At 33.3% G+C, this 17,277-nt stretch carries 11 protein-coding genes, 2 tRNA genes, 1 other RNA gene and 3 pseudogenes; 2 read left to right on the plus strand and 15 right to left on the minus strand.

Annotated features, from left to right (window positions below; translation table 11 throughout):
• Positions 1 to 261: 261 nt before the first annotated feature.
• Together SO785_RS04890 and SO785_RS04895 are read right to left on the minus strand one after the other, a co-directional pair.
• Positions 262 to 334: transfer RNA gene (locus SO785_RS04890), tRNA-Gln, on the minus strand.
• A 5-nt stretch (positions 335 to 339) separates the two neighbouring features.
• A tRNA-Glu gene (locus tag SO785_RS04895) sits at positions 340 to 411 on the minus strand.
• An 83-nt stretch (positions 412 to 494) separates the two neighbouring features.
• On the opposite strand from SO785_RS04895, the gene SO785_RS04900 reads away from it, so the two are divergent.
• Positions 495 to 1,508, plus strand: coding sequence for a serine hydrolase domain-containing protein (locus SO785_RS04900; protein WP_003546711.1), 1,014 nt, complete (start codon positions 495 to 497; stop codon positions 1,506 to 1,508).
• Positions 1,509 to 1,588: 80 nt separating this feature from the next.
• Here SO785_RS04900 and SO785_RS04905 read toward each other — a convergent pair whose 3' ends face one another.
• The 3 genes from SO785_RS04905 to SO785_RS04915 form a co-directional block, all read right to left on the minus strand.
• Complete coding sequence (locus tag SO785_RS04905) at positions 1,589 to 2,977, minus strand: MFS transporter (RefSeq protein WP_011254239.1); 1,389 nt, start codon at positions 2,975 to 2,977, stop codon at positions 1,589 to 1,591.
• 113 nt (positions 2,978 to 3,090) lie between these two features.
• Positions 3,091 to 4,428: a glucose-6-phosphate isomerase gene (locus SO785_RS04910; protein ID WP_003546706.1), complete on the minus strand. Its 1,338-nt coding sequence runs from the start codon at positions 4,426 to 4,428 to the stop codon at positions 3,091 to 3,093.
• Between the two features lie 86 nt (positions 4,429 to 4,514).
• Positions 4,515 to 5,117, minus strand: a complete 603-nt coding sequence (locus SO785_RS04915) for a VanZ family protein (protein ID WP_011254238.1) — start codon at positions 5,115 to 5,117, stop codon at positions 4,515 to 4,517.
• 141 nt (positions 5,118 to 5,258) lie between these two features.
• On the opposite strand from SO785_RS04915, the gene SO785_RS04920 reads away from it, so the two are divergent.
• Positions 5,259 to 7,436, plus strand: coding sequence for an LTA synthase family protein (locus SO785_RS04920; RefSeq protein WP_003546703.1), 2,178 nt, complete (start codon positions 5,259 to 5,261; stop codon positions 7,434 to 7,436).
• Positions 7,437 to 7,469: 33 nt separating this feature from the next.
• Here the strand turns inward: SO785_RS04920 and SO785_RS04925 are convergent.
• The 10 genes and pseudogenes from SO785_RS04925 to SO785_RS04970 form a co-directional block, all read right to left on the minus strand.
• Positions 7,470 to 8,533 (minus strand): annotated as a pseudogene (locus SO785_RS04925) (LLM class flavin-dependent oxidoreductase).
• A gap of 124 nt (positions 8,534 to 8,657) precedes the next feature.
• Positions 8,658 to 10,109: a sensor histidine kinase gene (locus tag SO785_RS04930; protein ID WP_003546698.1), complete on the minus strand. Its 1,452-nt coding sequence runs from the start codon at positions 10,107 to 10,109 to the stop codon at positions 8,658 to 8,660.
• A gap of 2 nt (positions 10,110 to 10,111) precedes the next feature.
• Positions 10,112 to 10,834: pseudogene (locus SO785_RS04935) on the minus strand (winged helix-turn-helix domain-containing protein).
• Positions 10,834 to 11,226: an SdpI family protein gene (locus tag SO785_RS04940; RefSeq protein ID WP_015613337.1), complete on the minus strand. Its 393-nt coding sequence runs from the start codon at positions 11,224 to 11,226 to the stop codon at positions 10,834 to 10,836. Before SO785_RS04940 ends, SO785_RS04935 begins: the two are co-directional and overlap by 1 nt.
• 34 nt (positions 11,227 to 11,260) lie before the next feature.
• Complete coding sequence (gene manA, locus SO785_RS04945) at positions 11,261 to 12,226, minus strand: mannose-6-phosphate isomerase, class I (protein WP_003546690.1); 966 nt, start codon at positions 12,224 to 12,226, stop codon at positions 11,261 to 11,263.
• Between the two features lie 68 nt (positions 12,227 to 12,294).
• Positions 12,295 to 13,457, minus strand: a pseudogene (locus SO785_RS04950) (MalY/PatB family protein).
• 7 nt (positions 13,458 to 13,464) lie between these two features.
• Positions 13,465 to 14,355: a DUF3737 family protein gene (locus SO785_RS04955; RefSeq protein ID WP_003546685.1), complete on the minus strand. Its 891-nt coding sequence runs from the start codon at positions 14,353 to 14,355 to the stop codon at positions 13,465 to 13,467.
• Between the two features lie 214 nt (positions 14,356 to 14,569).
• Positions 14,570 to 14,938, minus strand: a transfer-messenger RNA (tmRNA) gene (gene ssrA / locus SO785_RS04960).
• 50 nt (positions 14,939 to 14,988) lie between these two features.
• Positions 14,989 to 16,173: an acetate/propionate family kinase gene (locus tag SO785_RS04965; protein WP_003546683.1), complete on the minus strand. Its 1,185-nt coding sequence runs from the start codon at positions 16,171 to 16,173 to the stop codon at positions 14,989 to 14,991.
• 40 nt (positions 16,174 to 16,213) lie between these two features.
• Positions 16,214 to 17,215 carry a class I SAM-dependent methyltransferase gene (locus SO785_RS04970; RefSeq protein ID WP_003546680.1) on the minus strand — a complete coding sequence of 334 codons (1,002 nt, stop codon included), beginning with the start codon at positions 17,213 to 17,215 and terminating at the stop codon, positions 16,214 to 16,216.
• Between the last annotated feature and the right edge of the window lie 62 nt (positions 17,216 to 17,277).

Below are 17,277 nucleotides of genomic sequence, written 5' to 3' on the forward strand. Positions count from 1 at the left end.
TGGTTCATTGGTTATTAACATAAATATGATACATGCTTATTATATCATGGCTAAACATCTAAGATCAGCCCACCTACACACTAAAATAATTTCAACTAGACCAATTTTATATTTTTTGATGCTAGTAAATGACAGTCAAAATATTGCTTAGAATATTGTATTATTTTGCTTATTTTCACCTAATTTCAGAAAATCGCAAAAAACAAAAATGCCTTAACACTGGGCTTTTAAAGCTTTCAGCATTAAGACATTTTCTCAAAATTGAGATATTGGGGCTCGAACCCAAACATCCAGGAACCAGAATCCTGTGCCTTACCAATTTGGCTATATCTCAGTAAATCACCCGTACGAGAATTGAACTCATAACTCCACCTTGAGAGGGTAGCGTCTTAACCATTTGACCAACGGGCGAATCAACACTCATAATTATGCTTTTTTCTTCTATGCTTGTCAAGTCATTTTGTCTATAATAATTCAGTAGGAATGGTGAAATAATGATTAATTACAACAAAACACAACATTTGATTGAATCAATGGTTTTTGAACGTGTAGTCCCTGGTGTTAACTACGCTTTTATTAAAAATAAACAAATCTTCACTTCAACTACTGGCTTTGCAAGTATCTATCCCGAAGTTACCCAACTTAGTCCTTTTGCAGAATATGATTTAGCTAGTTTAACCAAAGTTTTAGCAACAGAGAATGTACTACTAAAGCTCTATGATCAAGGTGAACTTAACTTTACAGAACCACTAAAGGAATTTATCCCTACATTTAAAGACCCAAAAGTAAGATTATATCATCTGTTAACTCATACAAGCGGTATTAGAGGCTGGATCCCTCATCGTGATGAGTTAAGCCATGATGAATTATTAAATGCGTTAATCAACTTGCCAGTTACTGATGAGTTTGAGCATAAAATGCGTTACGCAGATACTAATTTTATCCTTTTAGGCTTGGTAATTAAAAGCATCTTTGGTGCCTCTGTTCAAGAAGTGGCTACCAAAGAGATCTTTGACCAAATGCCTTTAATCAATACTACATTCACACCGAATAAAAGCGAATGTGTTCCAACCGCAATCATTAACGATCAAGTATTACAAGGTATTCCCCATGATCCTAAAGCTAGACAACTAGGTTTAGATTGTGGGTCAGCCGGTCTATTTTCAAATATGCGCGATTTAATTACTTTTAGTCAAGGCTATCTAGGTCTAAAAAGAAATGTCCTTCCTTACAGTCAAGACACTGTTAGCGAATTGTTCGATGATAAAACACCTAAAGGCGTAAAACCACGTTCCTGGGGCTGGGATATTCGCTTTGATCCTAAATATCATTATCCTATTATTCTGCATACCGGCTTTACAGGTACTCTAATAATTTTGGATCGACTAAAAAAATCCGGCTTAATCCTATTAACTAATAGAGTCCATCCTACTGGCCACAACACTATTTTCTTGGCTATGCGCGAAAAAATTATTCGTAGCTTTTTAAATGAAAATTCTAAAATATAATAGAAAAAAGGCAACTGTGTGTCAGCTGCCTTTTTATCTCTCACTAAATTTCATCATTCGAGTTATATTATAACTTATTTTTATTTAACTGTCTTACTTTTTTCTACTTTAAACATTTTCCAATAACTAAATAAAATTATTAAACTAATCAGCAAAGTAAACCAGAACGCTGCTCGACTTCCTTCTGCGGTTGCTAGAGTATAAGGTATATTAGCTCTTTTTTGCCAAATAGACATGATTGAAGCTAAAATTGTAGTTCCAACTGAACCAGCAAGTTGTTGACTAGTTTGACAAACTGCTGTTGCATCTGCACGTAACGTTCCTTTTTCTACTTTTAGCGCTTCAGCCATTGTATTACTAAAAGCCATTCTATGTCCCAACATCATAATGCCATAGAAAACAATAATTAACATTGAAGTTAAATTCAAACCGAAAATAGCAAATAATAAACAACTAATTGCCATCAAAAATCCACCAGTATAAAGGGGTAAACGTGCACCTTTTTTATCATATAAACTACCAAAATATGGATTAAGTAATCCCGCAATGATACTACCTGGAAGTAAAATTAAGCCACCAATTAATGAACTTTGCTTTCCTACAATTTGAATATAATTGGGTAACACAAAACTAATGCCGATATTATTAAACTGAAGTAAAAAATATGCTAATGCACCATAAATAAATGCTTTTTGCTTGAACACTCCTAAATTAAGCAATTTTTTTGATGACCACTTTGATAATTTTACAAAACCACCAATTAATACAACCGTCACCACTAATAAAATCCACAATAACGGGTTAGCAATACCATTACCAATTTGATTTACCCCAATGGTTAAAGTCATAAATGAAACGGCTAAAACAATAAATGATAACCAATCAAAACTATTTTTACTTTGTTCATGATACTTACCAATAACCGTTAAACCAGCAAAGAAAACAATAACTGCAAAAATTGTCACAAACACAAAAATGTAACGCCAATTCAAATAAAAAGTAACAATACCACCAAATGCTGGTCCTAAAGTTGGTGCCATAGCTACAACTAACCCAGCAATTCCCATATATGCTCCCCACTTAGCACGTGGCATAATTTCAGTCACTAGGTTAAACATTAATGGTGTACTAAGACCTGCACCTAAAGCTGAAATCAATCTACCTAAAAGTAAAATGGGAAAGTTCGGTGCAATTGCACTTATCACACTACCTACCATAAATCCAATACATGCTACGACAAACAATTGCTTAGCTGTAAAGCGTTCATTTAAATAGGACGAACAAATCATAATAATTGCAATCGCCAATAAATACCCTGTGGTAGTCCACTGTATTGTATCTAACGTTACATTAAATTCTTTCATCATTGTTGGAAAAGTTACATTTAGGCTCGTTTCAGTTAGTATCCCCACAAAAGACATAAATGCAGCAGATAAAACTGCTAATATATTTTTAGTATTCTCTTTCATAAATCCCCTTTTACAAACAAAAAGAGTAGAAACTCACTGTTTCTACTCTTTCTTTAATCAATAACTGATTATATTAAAATGCATACTATCGAATATGCTGAGTATATTTTTTATTAAAGACGCTTAGCTAAGTCGTCGTGTAAGTTTTCGTAGCCTGGCTTATTAAGAAGACCAAACATGTTACGCTTGTATGCTTCAACACCTGGTTGATTGAATGGATTAATACCATTCAAGTAACCTGAAATAGCAATAGCTAATTCAAAGAAGTAAATCATATAACCTAAAGTATGTGCAGTTTGATCTGGAATATTAATAGTCATAACTGGAACACCACCATCAGTGTGAGCCAAAACAACACCTTCGTAAGCACGATCGTTTACGTAGTTTAAGCTCTTGCCTTCCAAGAAGTTAAGTTGATCCAAGTTCTTTTCATCGCCTGGAATCTTAACATCATGACGTGGATTTTCAACACGAATAACAGTTTCAAATAAGTTACGTAAACCTTCTTGGATGTATTGACCAAGTGAGTGAAGGTCAGTAGTAAAGTTAGCACTTGATGGCCAAATACCCTTTTGATCCTTACCTTCTGATTCACCCATTAATTGCTTGCACCATTCACCAAACATTCTTAAACTTGGTTCGTAGTTTTCTACAATTTCAGTAGTGTAACCCTTGCGGTAAAGAATGTTACGGATTGCTGCGTATTGGTATGGAGTAGCCTTTGACAAATCAGTATCAGTGTAATCAGCACGAGCATCTGCTGCACCCTTCATTAATTCATCAATATCAGCACCTGAAGCAGCAATTGGAAGTAAACCAACAGCAGTAAGAACACTGTAACGACCACCAATGTCATCTGGAACTACAAATTCTTCGTAGCCTTCTGCATCAGCTTCAGTCTTCAAAGCACCCTTTTGACGGTCAGTAGTTGCGTAAATTCTCTTAGCAGCTTCTTCCTTACCGTATTTCTTGATTAACTTGTCCTTGAAGATACGGAATGCTACTGATGGTTCAGTAGTAGTACCTGACTTAGAAATTACGTTAATACTAAAGTCCTTGTCACCTACCCATTCAATAAGGTCATAGAGGTATGAACCTGAGAGTGAGTTACCACAGAATACAACAGTTGGCATGCCATTGTCTTCCTTGCCGTAGAAATTGCTATTCAAGAATTCAATTGCAGCTTGTGCACCAAGGTATGAACCACCGATACCAATACAAATCAAAACATCTGAATCTGATTGGATCTTCTTAGCTGCTTTCTTGATACGGTCAAATTCTTCTTTGTCGTAATCAACTGGCAAATTTAACCAACCGCGGAAATCGCTGCCTGCACCAGTACCATCACGTAATTCTTCATTAGCAGCATTAACCATTGCTTGCATTTCAGATAATTCATTTTCATGAATAAATGGAGTTAACTTACTACTATCAAATTTAATTAAACTCATAAATCTGCTTCCTAACTATTAAAAATTTTAACATTTTTATTTTAACAATCTTATTTCTTGAATACCAGTACCAATTATAAGCGCATTCACCTTTTTTTGAAAAGAATATATATTAAATAGCCTAAAATAGCGCCACAAGTGTTAAAAAACACGTCATCAATATCACTAACACCTGTCATTAATAAAAACTGTAGCGTTTCAATACCTATTGACAGAAACATACCTGAAATTGTAGTTTTTAAAAAAGATTCTTTTTTCGAAAATACAATTGGAAATAATATTCCAAAAGGTACAAAACAAAGTACGTTACCAAAGGAATTATAAAAGAAATCTAACCGACTAGGTGCATAAATCATTTTCCAAGTTTCTTTCATAAAAATTAAGTTAACGTCACTAAGTGGCCTGCTAAAATTTAAGTTAGGTTGCCAAGGAAAATACGTATCCCTAAATGTTGTTAACATCAAAATCAAAATCAAATAAAATGCAAAAATCCAGACACCGGCTTCTGATTTTATTGATCTTCTTCGACGCACAAACAGCAACCATATTAAACGTATAACAGCAAAAATCAAAAAATAAAAAACAGTTTTATCTAAAGCGAGCAAGGTTAGCTTAACTAATGCAAAATGATTGATATTTGTCGCATATTGTTTTGCCAAGAAACTATACAGCGGGCCAAAAAACAGCATACTTTGCCCCTTTCTAAAGTATTCATTATAGATTATACCCATTTTTCAATTGTCAAATTATTAAAAAAGAGATAACTCTTTGCAAAACGTTGTTTTAACCCGTTTCAACCTTTAAAATTAAAGGAAGTTAAAGGAGTAATCATGAAGAAAAAGAAACTTATTAACTTTATCCAAACTCGTACAGGCTTCTTAGTTCTTTTGGTATTTTGTTTTTGGATAAAATATATTTTTGCAGCTTATTTCGACTTCAACCTGGGTTTATCTGATCCATACCAACACATAATCATGTGGCTCAGTCCCATAGGTACAGCTACAATTTTAATTAGTATTGGTTTTTATTTTCCAAAACCAATTGTCTCCTATGTTGCTATGCTGGTAATGGACTTTGCTAATACGGCCCTATTATTTGCTAACATAATTTATTATCGCCAGTTTTCGGATTTTTTAACAATTAAAACAATGACGAATGCTGGTAAAGTATCACAAGGCTTAGGGAAAAGTACCGTAGCCCTACTTCATCCAACCGATATTATTATCTGGATTGATTTAATTGTTATCATCACATTATTGATCCTACATAAAATCAAAATTGATCAAAAATCCTATGGTCTTTCAACTCCATTCGCAATTACATCAGTCGGAGCTTTAATCTTAACTTTAAATCTCTTTTTAGCCGAAACTTCGCGTCCTCGTCTTTTAAGAAATACATTCGATCGTTCTTATGTAGTTAAATACTTAGGTATTGATGCATTTAGTGCCTATGACGGATTCAAAAGCGCACAAAACGTACAAGTTACTAAAAATGCCAATGCATCTGACCTAAACAACATTTTAAATTTCACCAAAAAGAATTATGCTAAACCGGCAAAATCTTATTTCGGTGTTGAAAAAAATCGTAATGTTATCGTTATTCACCTTGAAAGCTTCCAGCAATTTTTAATTAATTTAAAAGTTAATGGAAAAGAAGTTACTCCATTTTTAAACTCACTTTATAAAAACAAACATACTATCAGTTTTGATAACTTTTATCATCAAGTAGGTTTAGGTAGAACTAGTGATGCTGAAAATATGCTTGAAACTAGTACTTATGGAATTTCAGATGGCTCTTTATTTACATCATTAGGCTCTGAAAACACATTTCAAGCAGCACCACAAATTTTACGTAGTGATGGTTATACTTCAGCAGTCTTTCATGGCAATGTAGGTAGTTTCTGGAATAGAAACGATGTTTATAAAAACATGGGCTATAATTACTTTTTCGATAAAAATTATTATACTTCGCAAGCCAAAGATAGTAGTGGATATGGCCTAAAGGATAAATTATTATTTGCCGAAAGTATTAAATATTTAGAGCAAATGCAACAGCCGTTCTATACTAAATTCATTACAGTTACTAACCATATTCCATTTGATCTAGATAAAGAAGATCAAGATTCTAGCTTTAAAACGACTAACACTAGTGATCAAACAATAAATAATTATTTTGAAACAGCTCATTATTTAGATGAAGCTCTTCGAGAATTCTTTGATTACTTAAAATCTTCTGGTCTTTATAAAAATACTATGGTCGTCATCTATGGCGATCACTACGGTTTAAGCAACTCTGAAAATGAAACTTTAGCACCTATTATTGGTGAAAGTTCTGATACCTGGAATACTTATAATAATGTCCAAATGCAACGTGTTCCATTTATGATTCATGCTAACAATTTAAAAGGTAAAATAAATCACGAAATTGCTGGTGAGATTGATGTTTTACCAACTTTACTGCATTTATTGGGAATCAATACCAAAGAATATGTTCAATTTGGTAGCGATATGCTTTCACAGAATAGACAAAACTGGATCGTTTTTCGAAATGGTACAATTGTTAGTGAAAAATACGTAATAGTTGGGGCAAAAGGAATTAAAGGCACAGTTTATAATCGTAAAAATGGTAAACAAATTATTAACTTTACCTCTCAAGAAAAGAAAGAAATAACAGAATTAGCTCAAAAAGCTAAAGATTCTCTTCACTATTCTGATTTGCTCAATAATCATAATTTATTACGATTCTACACTCCTACTGGTTTTGTTCCTACTGATCCAACTCAGTTTAACTATTCTGAAAATTATCAAAAGATGCTTGAAATTAGAAAAGAACTTGCATCTAATTCGACTTCTCTTTATAGTAAGCATCACGGAACCACAACTAACCTTTATCGTACTAATGCACCAGAATTAAAGAATCGAACTCAGGATATTACTCAAGTTTCTCAAGATATTAAAAATGTAACTACTAAAAATAGTCAATCTAGTAGTTCCAATACGATAAAATAACAGGTAGGCGTTATCGCCTACCTGTTATTCTTTCTATTTAAAATTAATAGCTTTTGTATTGTCCTTTTTACTAAAATAATCCTTAACTTTAGGTACAACTTCTGTACCATAAATTCTAATAGCATTGAGTATATCTTCATGTGGCATTGAGACAATAGGCAAATGTAAATAAAAACTATTTAATCCCAAATTTTCCATTGTTTTAATAATCTTATTGGCAACTGTATTACTATCTCCAACAAAAATTGCGCCGTTTTCTCCAACAGCTTCTAAATACTGCTTATATGTCATCTCTTGCCACTGTGGTCTTTCCTTACTAATTTGATCAATAAGTAATTTAGTAGGATAAAAGTATTCATCAATCGCCTTTTCCTTGTCTTGATTAAGCCATCCCCAAAAATGAGCTCCCACCGTCATTTTACTTAAATCATTATTAACTTTTTTACCAACTGCCCGATACAAATCTATCAGAGGCTTAAAGTCTAATGGATTTCCCCCGATAATGGCATATACAATTGGCAGCCCCATCTCTGCAGTTCTAATAGTTGATTCGATATTCCCACCAGTAGCAACAGAAATAGGAAGTGGTACATTAGTACGTGGGTAGACACCAACATGATCAACCTGCGGTGTAAATTTACCTTTTTGCCAATCTAATATTTCACTCTCATTCATTTTGAGCAACATTTTTAATTTTTCGATAAAGAGCTCATCGTAATTTTCTAAATCATAGCCAAAAAGATCAAATGCTTCAGTAAATGAACCACGTCCTGCCATAATTTCAATACGACCTGGTGCATAGTTGCATATTGTTCATAGACTCGAATTGGATTAATAGTTGGCATATTAGTCGTTGCACTAGACAGATGGATTTGTTTAGTTTTAGCAGCGGCAGCAGTTAAAACTATCTCAGGAGCAGAAACTGCAAAATCTTTTCTATGATGCTCTCCAATTGCAAATGCATCAATTCCAAGATGGTCTGCTAAAACTATTTCTTTCAATAGATCACGAATTCGTTGATCATGACTAATAGTTTTACCTGTTTTTTCTAAAGGGGTAGTTTCACCAAATGATGAGATATCTAATTTTACGTTCATAATAATATGCCTCCCTTAGTTTCAATTAGCTTACTTTTAGTAAGCATAATATCACAAAAATGAAGAAGGTCAATATCTTATGTAATACAAAACGACGTTAGATGCTTCTAACGTCGTTTCAGCACTATTTTTCAATAAATTGTTCATAACCTTTATCATAAAAAGTTACCGTAAATGTAGCTCCTTGACCAGGCTTAGAATCAACGGTTATCTTACCACCATGCTGCTTAATCAACGAAGATACGATAGCAAGTCCTAGTCCTGATTCACCTGTTCCCATTCGCGCACGGGATGGATCAGCTTTAAAGAAACGCTCAAAAATATATTTAATTTGATCGTCACTCATACCAATACCATTATCTTTAACACTAAATTCAGCTCCATGCTTTAATCTTTTACCAGAGACTTTAATTTTACCATCATGAGTAAATTGAATTGCATTTTGTACCAAATTGACCATTACTTGAGTGAAACGATCACGATTCGCATAAATTGGTAGATCAGTCGGTACTTCAAAAATCAACTTATCGCCAGCTTTTTTAGCATTCTGCATTAATTGCGATTTTAAGTCTAATAATACCGGCGTAGCATTAAAATTAGTTTTAATTAAATTGATTTGATTATTACGAATTTTTTCATAATCCAAATTTTCATTAACTAATCTAATTAATCGTTTAGTTTCTCTCTGCATCAATGCTATCGATTTAGGTTTAGATTCTTCTGGAATTGCATCATATTGTAATCCTTCGAGAATTCCATTAATAGTAGTTAATGGTGTTCTCATTTCATGAGCAGCATCTGCCATAAATTGGTCCCGCCGATTTTCTTGCGCCTTGACTTCTTCATTGGATCGCTTTAATGCTAATACCATTTGATTAAAGTTTTCAGCTAACTGATCAATTTCATCGCTATCTTTATGTTTGATCTGCACATTAAAGTTACCTGAAGCTACTTTTTGCGTAGCGCGTGATAAACGTTTAATTCGTTTAGTAGAGTAATATGAAATAATAAAACTCAGAATCAAACCAACTGCAACTGTAGTCAACAACGCTCTAAGCAAATTGCGTTTGGCCATATATATCGGTCTTTCAACATGCTTAACTCTGGAACTTATCCACGCTACACCAATTAAATTTTTCCCATTCATCCAAGGAACTAAAACACCTGTATAGGCATCCTTAGTTGATGCAATTGGCGCATTTTCATTGTGATTATTTTGAATACGAATCTCTTGACCATTTTTTAAAGTAGCAAAAATATTTTTAGATAATTGTATTTTTTCTCTAGTCTTAGGATAAATTTGCTCATTTTTTTCATTAAAAATTCGTAAATGAACATCATCCCCGCGAAGAATAAATTCTAACTGATTTAAAAAGCTATTGCTTAATATTGCTGTATCGTCTTTTCCCTCAGCTGCTGCTAAATTTCCTAAAGAATTAGCATAACCTTCCATTCTTTGATAATTTTGCATATATGCTTGATCACGTGCATAGCCTATCTCGGAATATCCAATAATTGAAATTGTAGTTACAATAATTAATAGAAACCCTAGCATATTTTGGTAAATTAATTTCATTATTATTCTACCTGCAAATCATCAAACTTATATCCAACTCCCCAAACGGTTTGGATAACTTTAGCTCCAACTTTCTCTAATTTTTGGCGCAGTTTCTTAATATGAGCATCTACTGTTCTTTCTTCTCCGTAGTATTCATATCCCCAAACCAGCTCTAATAATTGTTCACGAGAAAAGACTTACTTAGGCTTTTGAGCCATCGTATAAAGCAAGTCAAATTCCTTTGGAGTTAAATTAGTTACAGGTTGCTTGTCAAACAATACTTCTCGTCTATTTTTAGAAATTTTTAGGTGTTTTGTGGTAATTTCATAATCTTGCTTATCTTCTTTAGCAGTATCCGGCTCTTCTTCCATCATAACTCTACGATGAAGTGCCTTGATTCTAGCAATTAAAGCAATTGGACTAAAAGGTTTAGTGACATATTCATCAGCTCCAATACCAAGACCTAGTACTTGATCTGATTCACTTCCCCTAGCAGTAAGCATAATAATTGGTACAGTAGGTGAAATTGCTCTCACTTCTTTGGCAACTTGAATACCGTCTTTTTTAGGTAAATTCAAATCCAAAGTAATTAAATCATACTTATCTGCATTTTTTCTAAACATGTCGACGGCTTCGACACCGTCAACAGCAATATCTTGTTGCCAACCTTCTTTTTTGAAAAACATCCCCATCATTTCAGCAACGGAGTTGTCATCTTCAACCATTAATATATTTAAACTCATTATCGATCCCTAAATCCTTTTGTTCTTTGACGCTTCACTTTGTCGGGATCAATATAGTCATGTGGTAGCTCATGCCGCTTAACTAAAAATTTTTTCAAACTTTTTTCGGTATAAACTATTGGCAATAAAATAAATAAATAAAAAGTTAAGAGCCAAACGAGAAAAAAGCGATCCCAATTCAAAAAGTGAATAATTAATCCTATCACAACTTGAATCAAACCAAAAAGAATACAATACAAACTTGCCCTCTTCTGAGCAAATTTAAAACTCTCCTGATTAACTTGCGCAAGATAAGATAAATAGCCATAAATTCGATTAGGTTTTTTAGCCGGTGAAATCAGCCAAATTATACCAATCACCATCATAACTGAGCCACAAGCGATATAGATCACAAATTCTCACTCCTAATTCTGATAAATTAAACGGTTATTCCTCACCTGGTGCAGACATAACTATTCTCATTTTACCAGTGAATGTGAATTTCTTCATCTCATTTGGAATAATTAAATTAGTTCCCATCTTTAAATCATATGATTTTCCATCAGCTTCAAGCTTTCCTTCGCCTTTAATTACAGAAACTAACAAATATGGATGATTCTTTAAACCGGTCTTCCAAGTACCATCCAAATCAATTTGCCATAAATAAAAGTGTGGTGAAACTGGTGGCTCTACTAAAGTTTTGATTTCAGCATCTTGATCTTTTTCAGTATGCACATTAAGCTTTGGATCAACATGTGGAACAGTTGTTACATCAATTGACTTTTGCATATGAAGTTCACGTTTTTTACCAGTCTTTTGATCAACACGATCATAATCGTAAAGACGGTAAGTAACATCACTTGATTGCTGTGTTTCAATTACAAGACATCCCTTGGTTAAAGCATGAATTGTGCCTGCTGGAACATAGAAAAAGTCGCCGGCTTTAACTGGAACTTTTCTTAAAAGTTTATCCCATTCGCCCTTGTGAATCATATCTGCAAGTTCTTCACGATTCTTAGCATGGTGACCATAGATAATATAAGCATCTGGATCTGCTTGCATTACATACCAGCTTTCAGTCTTACCTGAATCATTTTCCACCTTACGTGCATAGTCATCATCCGGGTGTACTTGTACTGATAAATTGTCATTAGCATCTAAGAATTTAACAAGTAATGGAAATTCCTTAGCCTTAGGATTACCAAATAATTCTGGATGTTCTAAGTAAACTTCTCTTAATGACTTACCCTTAAGTGGGCCATCAGTAACAGTTGATGCATCATCCTTATAGCCAGAAATAATCCATGCTTCACCAACTTTTCCATCTGGAATATCATAGTTAAAAATATCTTTTAATTTACGACCGCCCCAAATTTTAGGTCTAAAGTACGGGGTCAAAAATAATGGTTCCATTTAAATCACCTCACATAAAGTATATACTTTATATTGATAAAAATGAAACCCTTTTCTTAAATATATAATTAATTTTTATATTTACTTATAGCTGTAGCTAACCTAGCCATACCATCTTTAACCATCTTTAATGGACAAGCTAAATTTATCCTAATAAAATTGTTACCATTTCCACGATAAACATTGCCTGCTGAAATTATTAAGCCTGTCTTTTCCCTAATAAATTTAGCTAATTCTTGAGAACTTATCGTAACTTTTTGAGTATCATCCACATTAAATAGGTTGCATCCCCACTAATAACTCTTAATTCCGGAATATTATCTCGAATAAAATCTACCGCATATTCAAAATTTTTATCTAATTGTTTCTTTAAAGCTTTAAGCCATTTATGTCCGTTCTCATAAGCTGCAATAGTTGCAGGAATAGCTAGAAGATTAGGTTCTGCAATCTCATCACTGTTTAGCCCTCTATTAACTATTGCCCGTAAATTTTCACCCGGTATAATTGCTGTTGCTGCATGAAGAGCAGCAACATTGAAGGTCTTACTTGGAGAAACTAATGAAATTACATTATTGCGGGCTTTGCTGCTAACACTATAAGCAGGTATATAGTCTGGACCTTTTCTAACCAAATCACCATGAATTTCATCCGATAGTAAAACTACATGATGCTTAAAACAAAGATCTGCAATTCGTTGCACTTCTTCGGCAGTCCAAACTCTACCAACAGGATTATGAGGATTACAAAAAATCATCAATGTTGTTAATGGATTAGCTAATTTTTCTTCTAAATCATGCCAATCAACAATATATTCTTGACCATCAAATTTTAGATCACTTGATAAAACATGTCGCCCATTATTCAAAATTGAATTATAAAAAATATTATATACTGGCTCCTGCACTAGAACATTGTCACCGATGTGAGAAACTCTTCGTACAACTGAAGAAATAGCAGGTACAACACCCGTAGTAAAAATCATCCAATTATGCTCTGGACGATATTTATGCTCTGTTTCATACCAATCCGCTACTGCATTAAAATAATCTTCTTTAGGAAATTCATAACCAAATGCACCCAAGGCAATCTTCTGTTTCATAGCTTTAATGATTTCAGGGGCAGTTTTAAAATCCATATCTGCAATCCACATAGGTAATTCGCCTGAATTTACATTTCATTTTACCGAACCAGTATTTGTTCTATCTGGCGCATTTTCAAAATCATATTGCATATTATCACTAATCCTTTGGTTGTTGATGTGTATCTGAATGATCTACTTTTTGAATAATATTTGAACAAACAATTTCTGTTTTTGCATGGTCCACTTTATTGGAATTTATAATCAAAGTTCTGATTTCAGGTACAGAAATTTTTCCAGAAATCGGATTCTTTATACTATCAATTGTAGCATTAAGTTCTACGTCCATATTTGACACATATTCAAATGCCAAATCAGCATGAATTAATGAACTATTTTTAATTGTTAAATAATCAATATAATTTAAACCTTGATCACTTTCAATTTTACAATTAATAAATTTTATATTATTAGTATTCCAAGCTAAATATTCACCATCAATTGTAGAATCATATATTTCAACGTTCTTACAATTCCAAAATGCGTCTTTAGAAATAAAAGTTGAGTTATGTACTTCTACATTTTCAGCTCCATCAAAAACATAATTTCCAATAACACTAACGTTGTCTAAATAAATATTTTTACTATCTTTTCCGAAGTAATCGCCATTAATTTGGGAATTAGTAATTCTAATATCATCACAAGTCCACATTGTTTCTTCCGCATTAGAAAAATGAACGTTATCTAAAACAATATGATTGGCTCTTCTAAATAATTTAGGAGCTTGCAACGCACTATTTTTTATAGAAATGTTAGTGGTATACCAGATTCCACTTCTAGACATAGTTTCAAAAATAGTATCTTCTACATTTATATTTTCAGCATACCAAAGTGGATATTTCCATTTGAAAATTGAATTTTTTAAATTTATATTCTTTGTTTCTTTTAAAGGAGATTCACCATTTCCAAAAGTAATACCATCGAGAGTAGCATCGTTTAAACCGTAAATAATTCGTTCTCCTTCAAAATAATTATTTTTGTATTCGATCATTTAATTCTCCTTTTTTTCCAATCTATTTAACATTGGTTATTATACTTATTGCAACTTATAATGTTTAATACTTATTTATATAGTTTATCCATAACTAAAGATTATCTTTAATTTATATAGATTGAATTTATGACTGAATTAAATTTAGTGCATTTTCTAGCAAAGCATCAAAAAAACCGCTCTAGACAACTTACTAGAGCGGTTCTATTTTTATCTATGGAGATGAGGGGAATTGAACCCCTGTCCAAACGCATCTCGTCATTAACCTCTACGATCATAGTTATATTACTTAAACTTCACTAGTTCAAAACGCCATATAACAGGGCTAGTATGAACCAGCTAACCTGTTAAGACTCTTTTTAACTATTCAGGTGAGGTAGTTAAACGTAACTCGCTAAAGTTGATACTCGAAAACCAGTCACGAGTAAACTGGTCAAGAGCAACGCATGCGCTAAATTAAGCAGCTAATGCGTAAGAATTTTTGTTATTTGCAGTTATATTTAACTGTAACGTTTTTACGTAGACGTAACCTACGAATCGCAGTCAATGCGGGTCTACGCCTGTCGAATCCCAAAACATCCCCTTGAGACTCTCCTATTGTAGCACAGACCAGCAAAATGAGCGAATAAAAAACTAATTAATATTAGTTAAACGAACAACATCACGTTCAATCATCAATTCTTCGTTAGTTGGAATAACCATTGCTTTAACTTTAGAACCTGGCTTAGTGATAAAGTGTTCACCATTTTCTTCATTTGCTTCATAATCAGGTTCAACGCCTAAGAACTTAAATGCATCCATAACTGCTTTTCTTACCCCAGCATCATGTTCACCAATTCCGGCAGTAAAGATAATTGCATCTACACCGCCCATTTCGGCAGTATATGCACCTACGTAACGAACAATGCGGTTAATAAAGATATTTCTAGCAAGTTTAGCCCGTTCAGTATCACTTTCTCTGATATCACGCATATCAGGAGAAATACCCGATAAACCTAATAAGCCAGATTCACTGTTCAAAATATGAATCATTTCATCCATTGACTTATGTTCTACATGCATCAAATGTTGAATAAGTGAAGGATCAATATCACCTGAGCGTGTAGCCATTGTAACACCAGCAATTGGACTAAAGCCCATCGACGTATCATATGACTTACCATCTTTAACTGCAGTAATTGAAGCACCAGATCCTAAATGACAAACTATTAGTTTTAAGTCCTTAAGGTCTTTACCCAGCATTTTTGCAGCGTGAGGAGCAGTATAACGAATTGATGTACCATGAGCACCGTATCTACGTACACCATATTTTTCATAATACTTATAAGGAATAGAATACAAATAATGTACCGGATCAAGACTATAGTGATAAGTAGTATCAAAGACTGCTACTTGAGGAACGTTAGGCAAAACATTCATAAAGGCTTCAATACCACGACCCTCTGCTGGGTTATGAAGTGGTGCATAATCTTGTAATTCATAGATTTTTTGTAGATTTTCTTTATTAATAATAGTTGAATCTTTAAAGTATTCACCACCATTAACAACTCTATGGCCTACACCCACAATTTCATTTAAGTCTTCAACAACATTAAACTCTTTTAAAAACTTTAACAACAAGCTAACCGCAGCTTCTTGGTCAGGAATATCTGTTTTTTCAACATGATCTGTTCCATCAGCAAGTTTAATTTCAAAAGATGCATTGGCAAGACCAACACGATCGGCCATTCCCTTTGCAATTACTTTTTCAGCTGGTAATGAAAATAACTTGTATTTAAATGATGAGCTACCAGAATTAATAGCCAAAACCTTTTTCATAAAATACTTTCCTCCACTCGTATATTTTTAAGCATGCGAATTACTCAGTGATTTTAGTATACCACTCGTTTAATTTGACATTAAAGCGAATCAAAGATTCTTGTTTCTTTAATGATTCAAGCTTAGTTAATAAAACTTCACTTGCTTTTGCATCTCCACCATGATTTTGGAATACCAAAACTGATTTTTGATTAAATTTATTTTTAAACATATCATCAGGTAATTCTACAATGGCTTTTAAATATACTTTTTTGGTGAGCCAAGGCATAAAATCTGCACCAATCTTACCAGATAAAATCGACTTAGGAACTACTAAGAATGAATAACCTCCTGGCTTTAAATTCTTAATAATTTGTTCAATTAACAACAAGTGTGCAAAAGAGTGACCCTTTTCTGCTCTATTTTCAAAGTTTTTAGCATTCTCATCAATTGGATAATAACCCACTGGTAGATCACTTACAATTGCATCAGCATTTGGACACATCCATGGCATTAATGCATCTTGGCAATACAATTCAATATCAATATCATTTAAATGAGCTGCCACATCAGCTAAGTTCAACATTTCTTCGTCATTATCAATTCCAACAAGTTTATATTGATCCTTAGAATGGTTAAGTGCCTTGAGCTGTGAAATAACTGAGAAAAGTAAAATACCTGTGCCCACAGTTGGATCAACAATCTCCATTTTCTTATTACTAAGCAATTTGTGCATCAACATAGCAACCACAGTTGAAATTGCTGGTGGAGTTGGCATTTGATTTACTTCACGGCCATCATCATTGATCGCCTTTAAGGTTAGAAAAGTAAATACTTGCGCTTTTTCCTTTTGACTAATACTGTCATAATTAAGAGCTTGGTACTTTTTGCTTAATTCTGCAACGGTCTTTTCATCAGGTGCACCATTTTCAACTTTGATTTTTCCTTGCTCTAAGTTATCAAAAGTTTCTACTAATGCTTCTGTGAATGAAACATTCAATGCATTTTGTAAAGTTTGTACGCAATCTAAAAATTGATTAAATAATTTTTCAAAATTTTCCATTTAGTAGTCCCCCTATTACCTCACTATTTTAAAGAAAGGTAAATAGAGGTGCAAGAAAAGTC

It is taken from the genome of Lactobacillus acidophilus (assembly GCF_034298135.1).
Taxonomy (GTDB): domain Bacteria; phylum Bacillota; class Bacilli; order Lactobacillales; family Lactobacillaceae; genus Lactobacillus; species Lactobacillus acidophilus.

What these genes read in the sequence shown, in the direction of transcription:
- SO785_RS04900 (WP_003546711.1), top strand. Translation starts at nt 495, where the DNA reads ATGATTAATTACAACAAAACACAACATTTGATTGAATCAATGGTTTTT.
- SO785_RS04905 (WP_011254239.1), bottom strand. Translation starts at nt 2,977, where the DNA reads ATGAAAGAGAATACTAAAAATATATTAGCAGTTTTATCTGCTGCATTT.
- SO785_RS04910 (WP_003546706.1), bottom strand. Translation starts at nt 4,428, where the DNA reads ATGAGTTTAATTAAATTTGATAGTAGTAAGTTAACTCCATTTATTCAT.
- SO785_RS04915 (WP_011254238.1), bottom strand. Translation starts at nt 5,117, where the DNA reads ATGCTGTTTTTTGGCCCGCTGTATAGTTTCTTGGCAAAACAATATGCG.
- SO785_RS04920 (WP_003546703.1), top strand. Translation starts at nt 5,259, where the DNA reads ATGAAGAAAAAGAAACTTATTAACTTTATCCAAACTCGTACAGGCTTC.
- SO785_RS04930 (WP_003546698.1), bottom strand. Translation starts at nt 10,109, where the DNA reads ATGAAATTAATTTACCAAAATATGCTAGGGTTTCTATTAATTATTGTA.
- manA (WP_003546690.1), bottom strand. Translation starts at nt 12,226, where the DNA reads ATGGAACCATTATTTTTGACCCCGTACTTTAGACCTAAAATTTGGGGC.
- SO785_RS04955 (WP_003546685.1), bottom strand. Translation starts at nt 14,355, where the DNA reads ATGATCGAATACAAAAATAATTATTTTGAAGGAGAACGAATTATTTAC.
- SO785_RS04965 (WP_003546683.1), bottom strand. Translation starts at nt 16,173, where the DNA reads ATGAAAAAGGTTTTGGCTATTAATTCTGGTAGCTCATCATTTAAATAC.
- SO785_RS04970 (WP_003546680.1), bottom strand. Translation starts at nt 17,215, where the DNA reads ATGGAAAATTTTGAAAAATTATTTAATCAATTTTTAGATTGCGTACAA.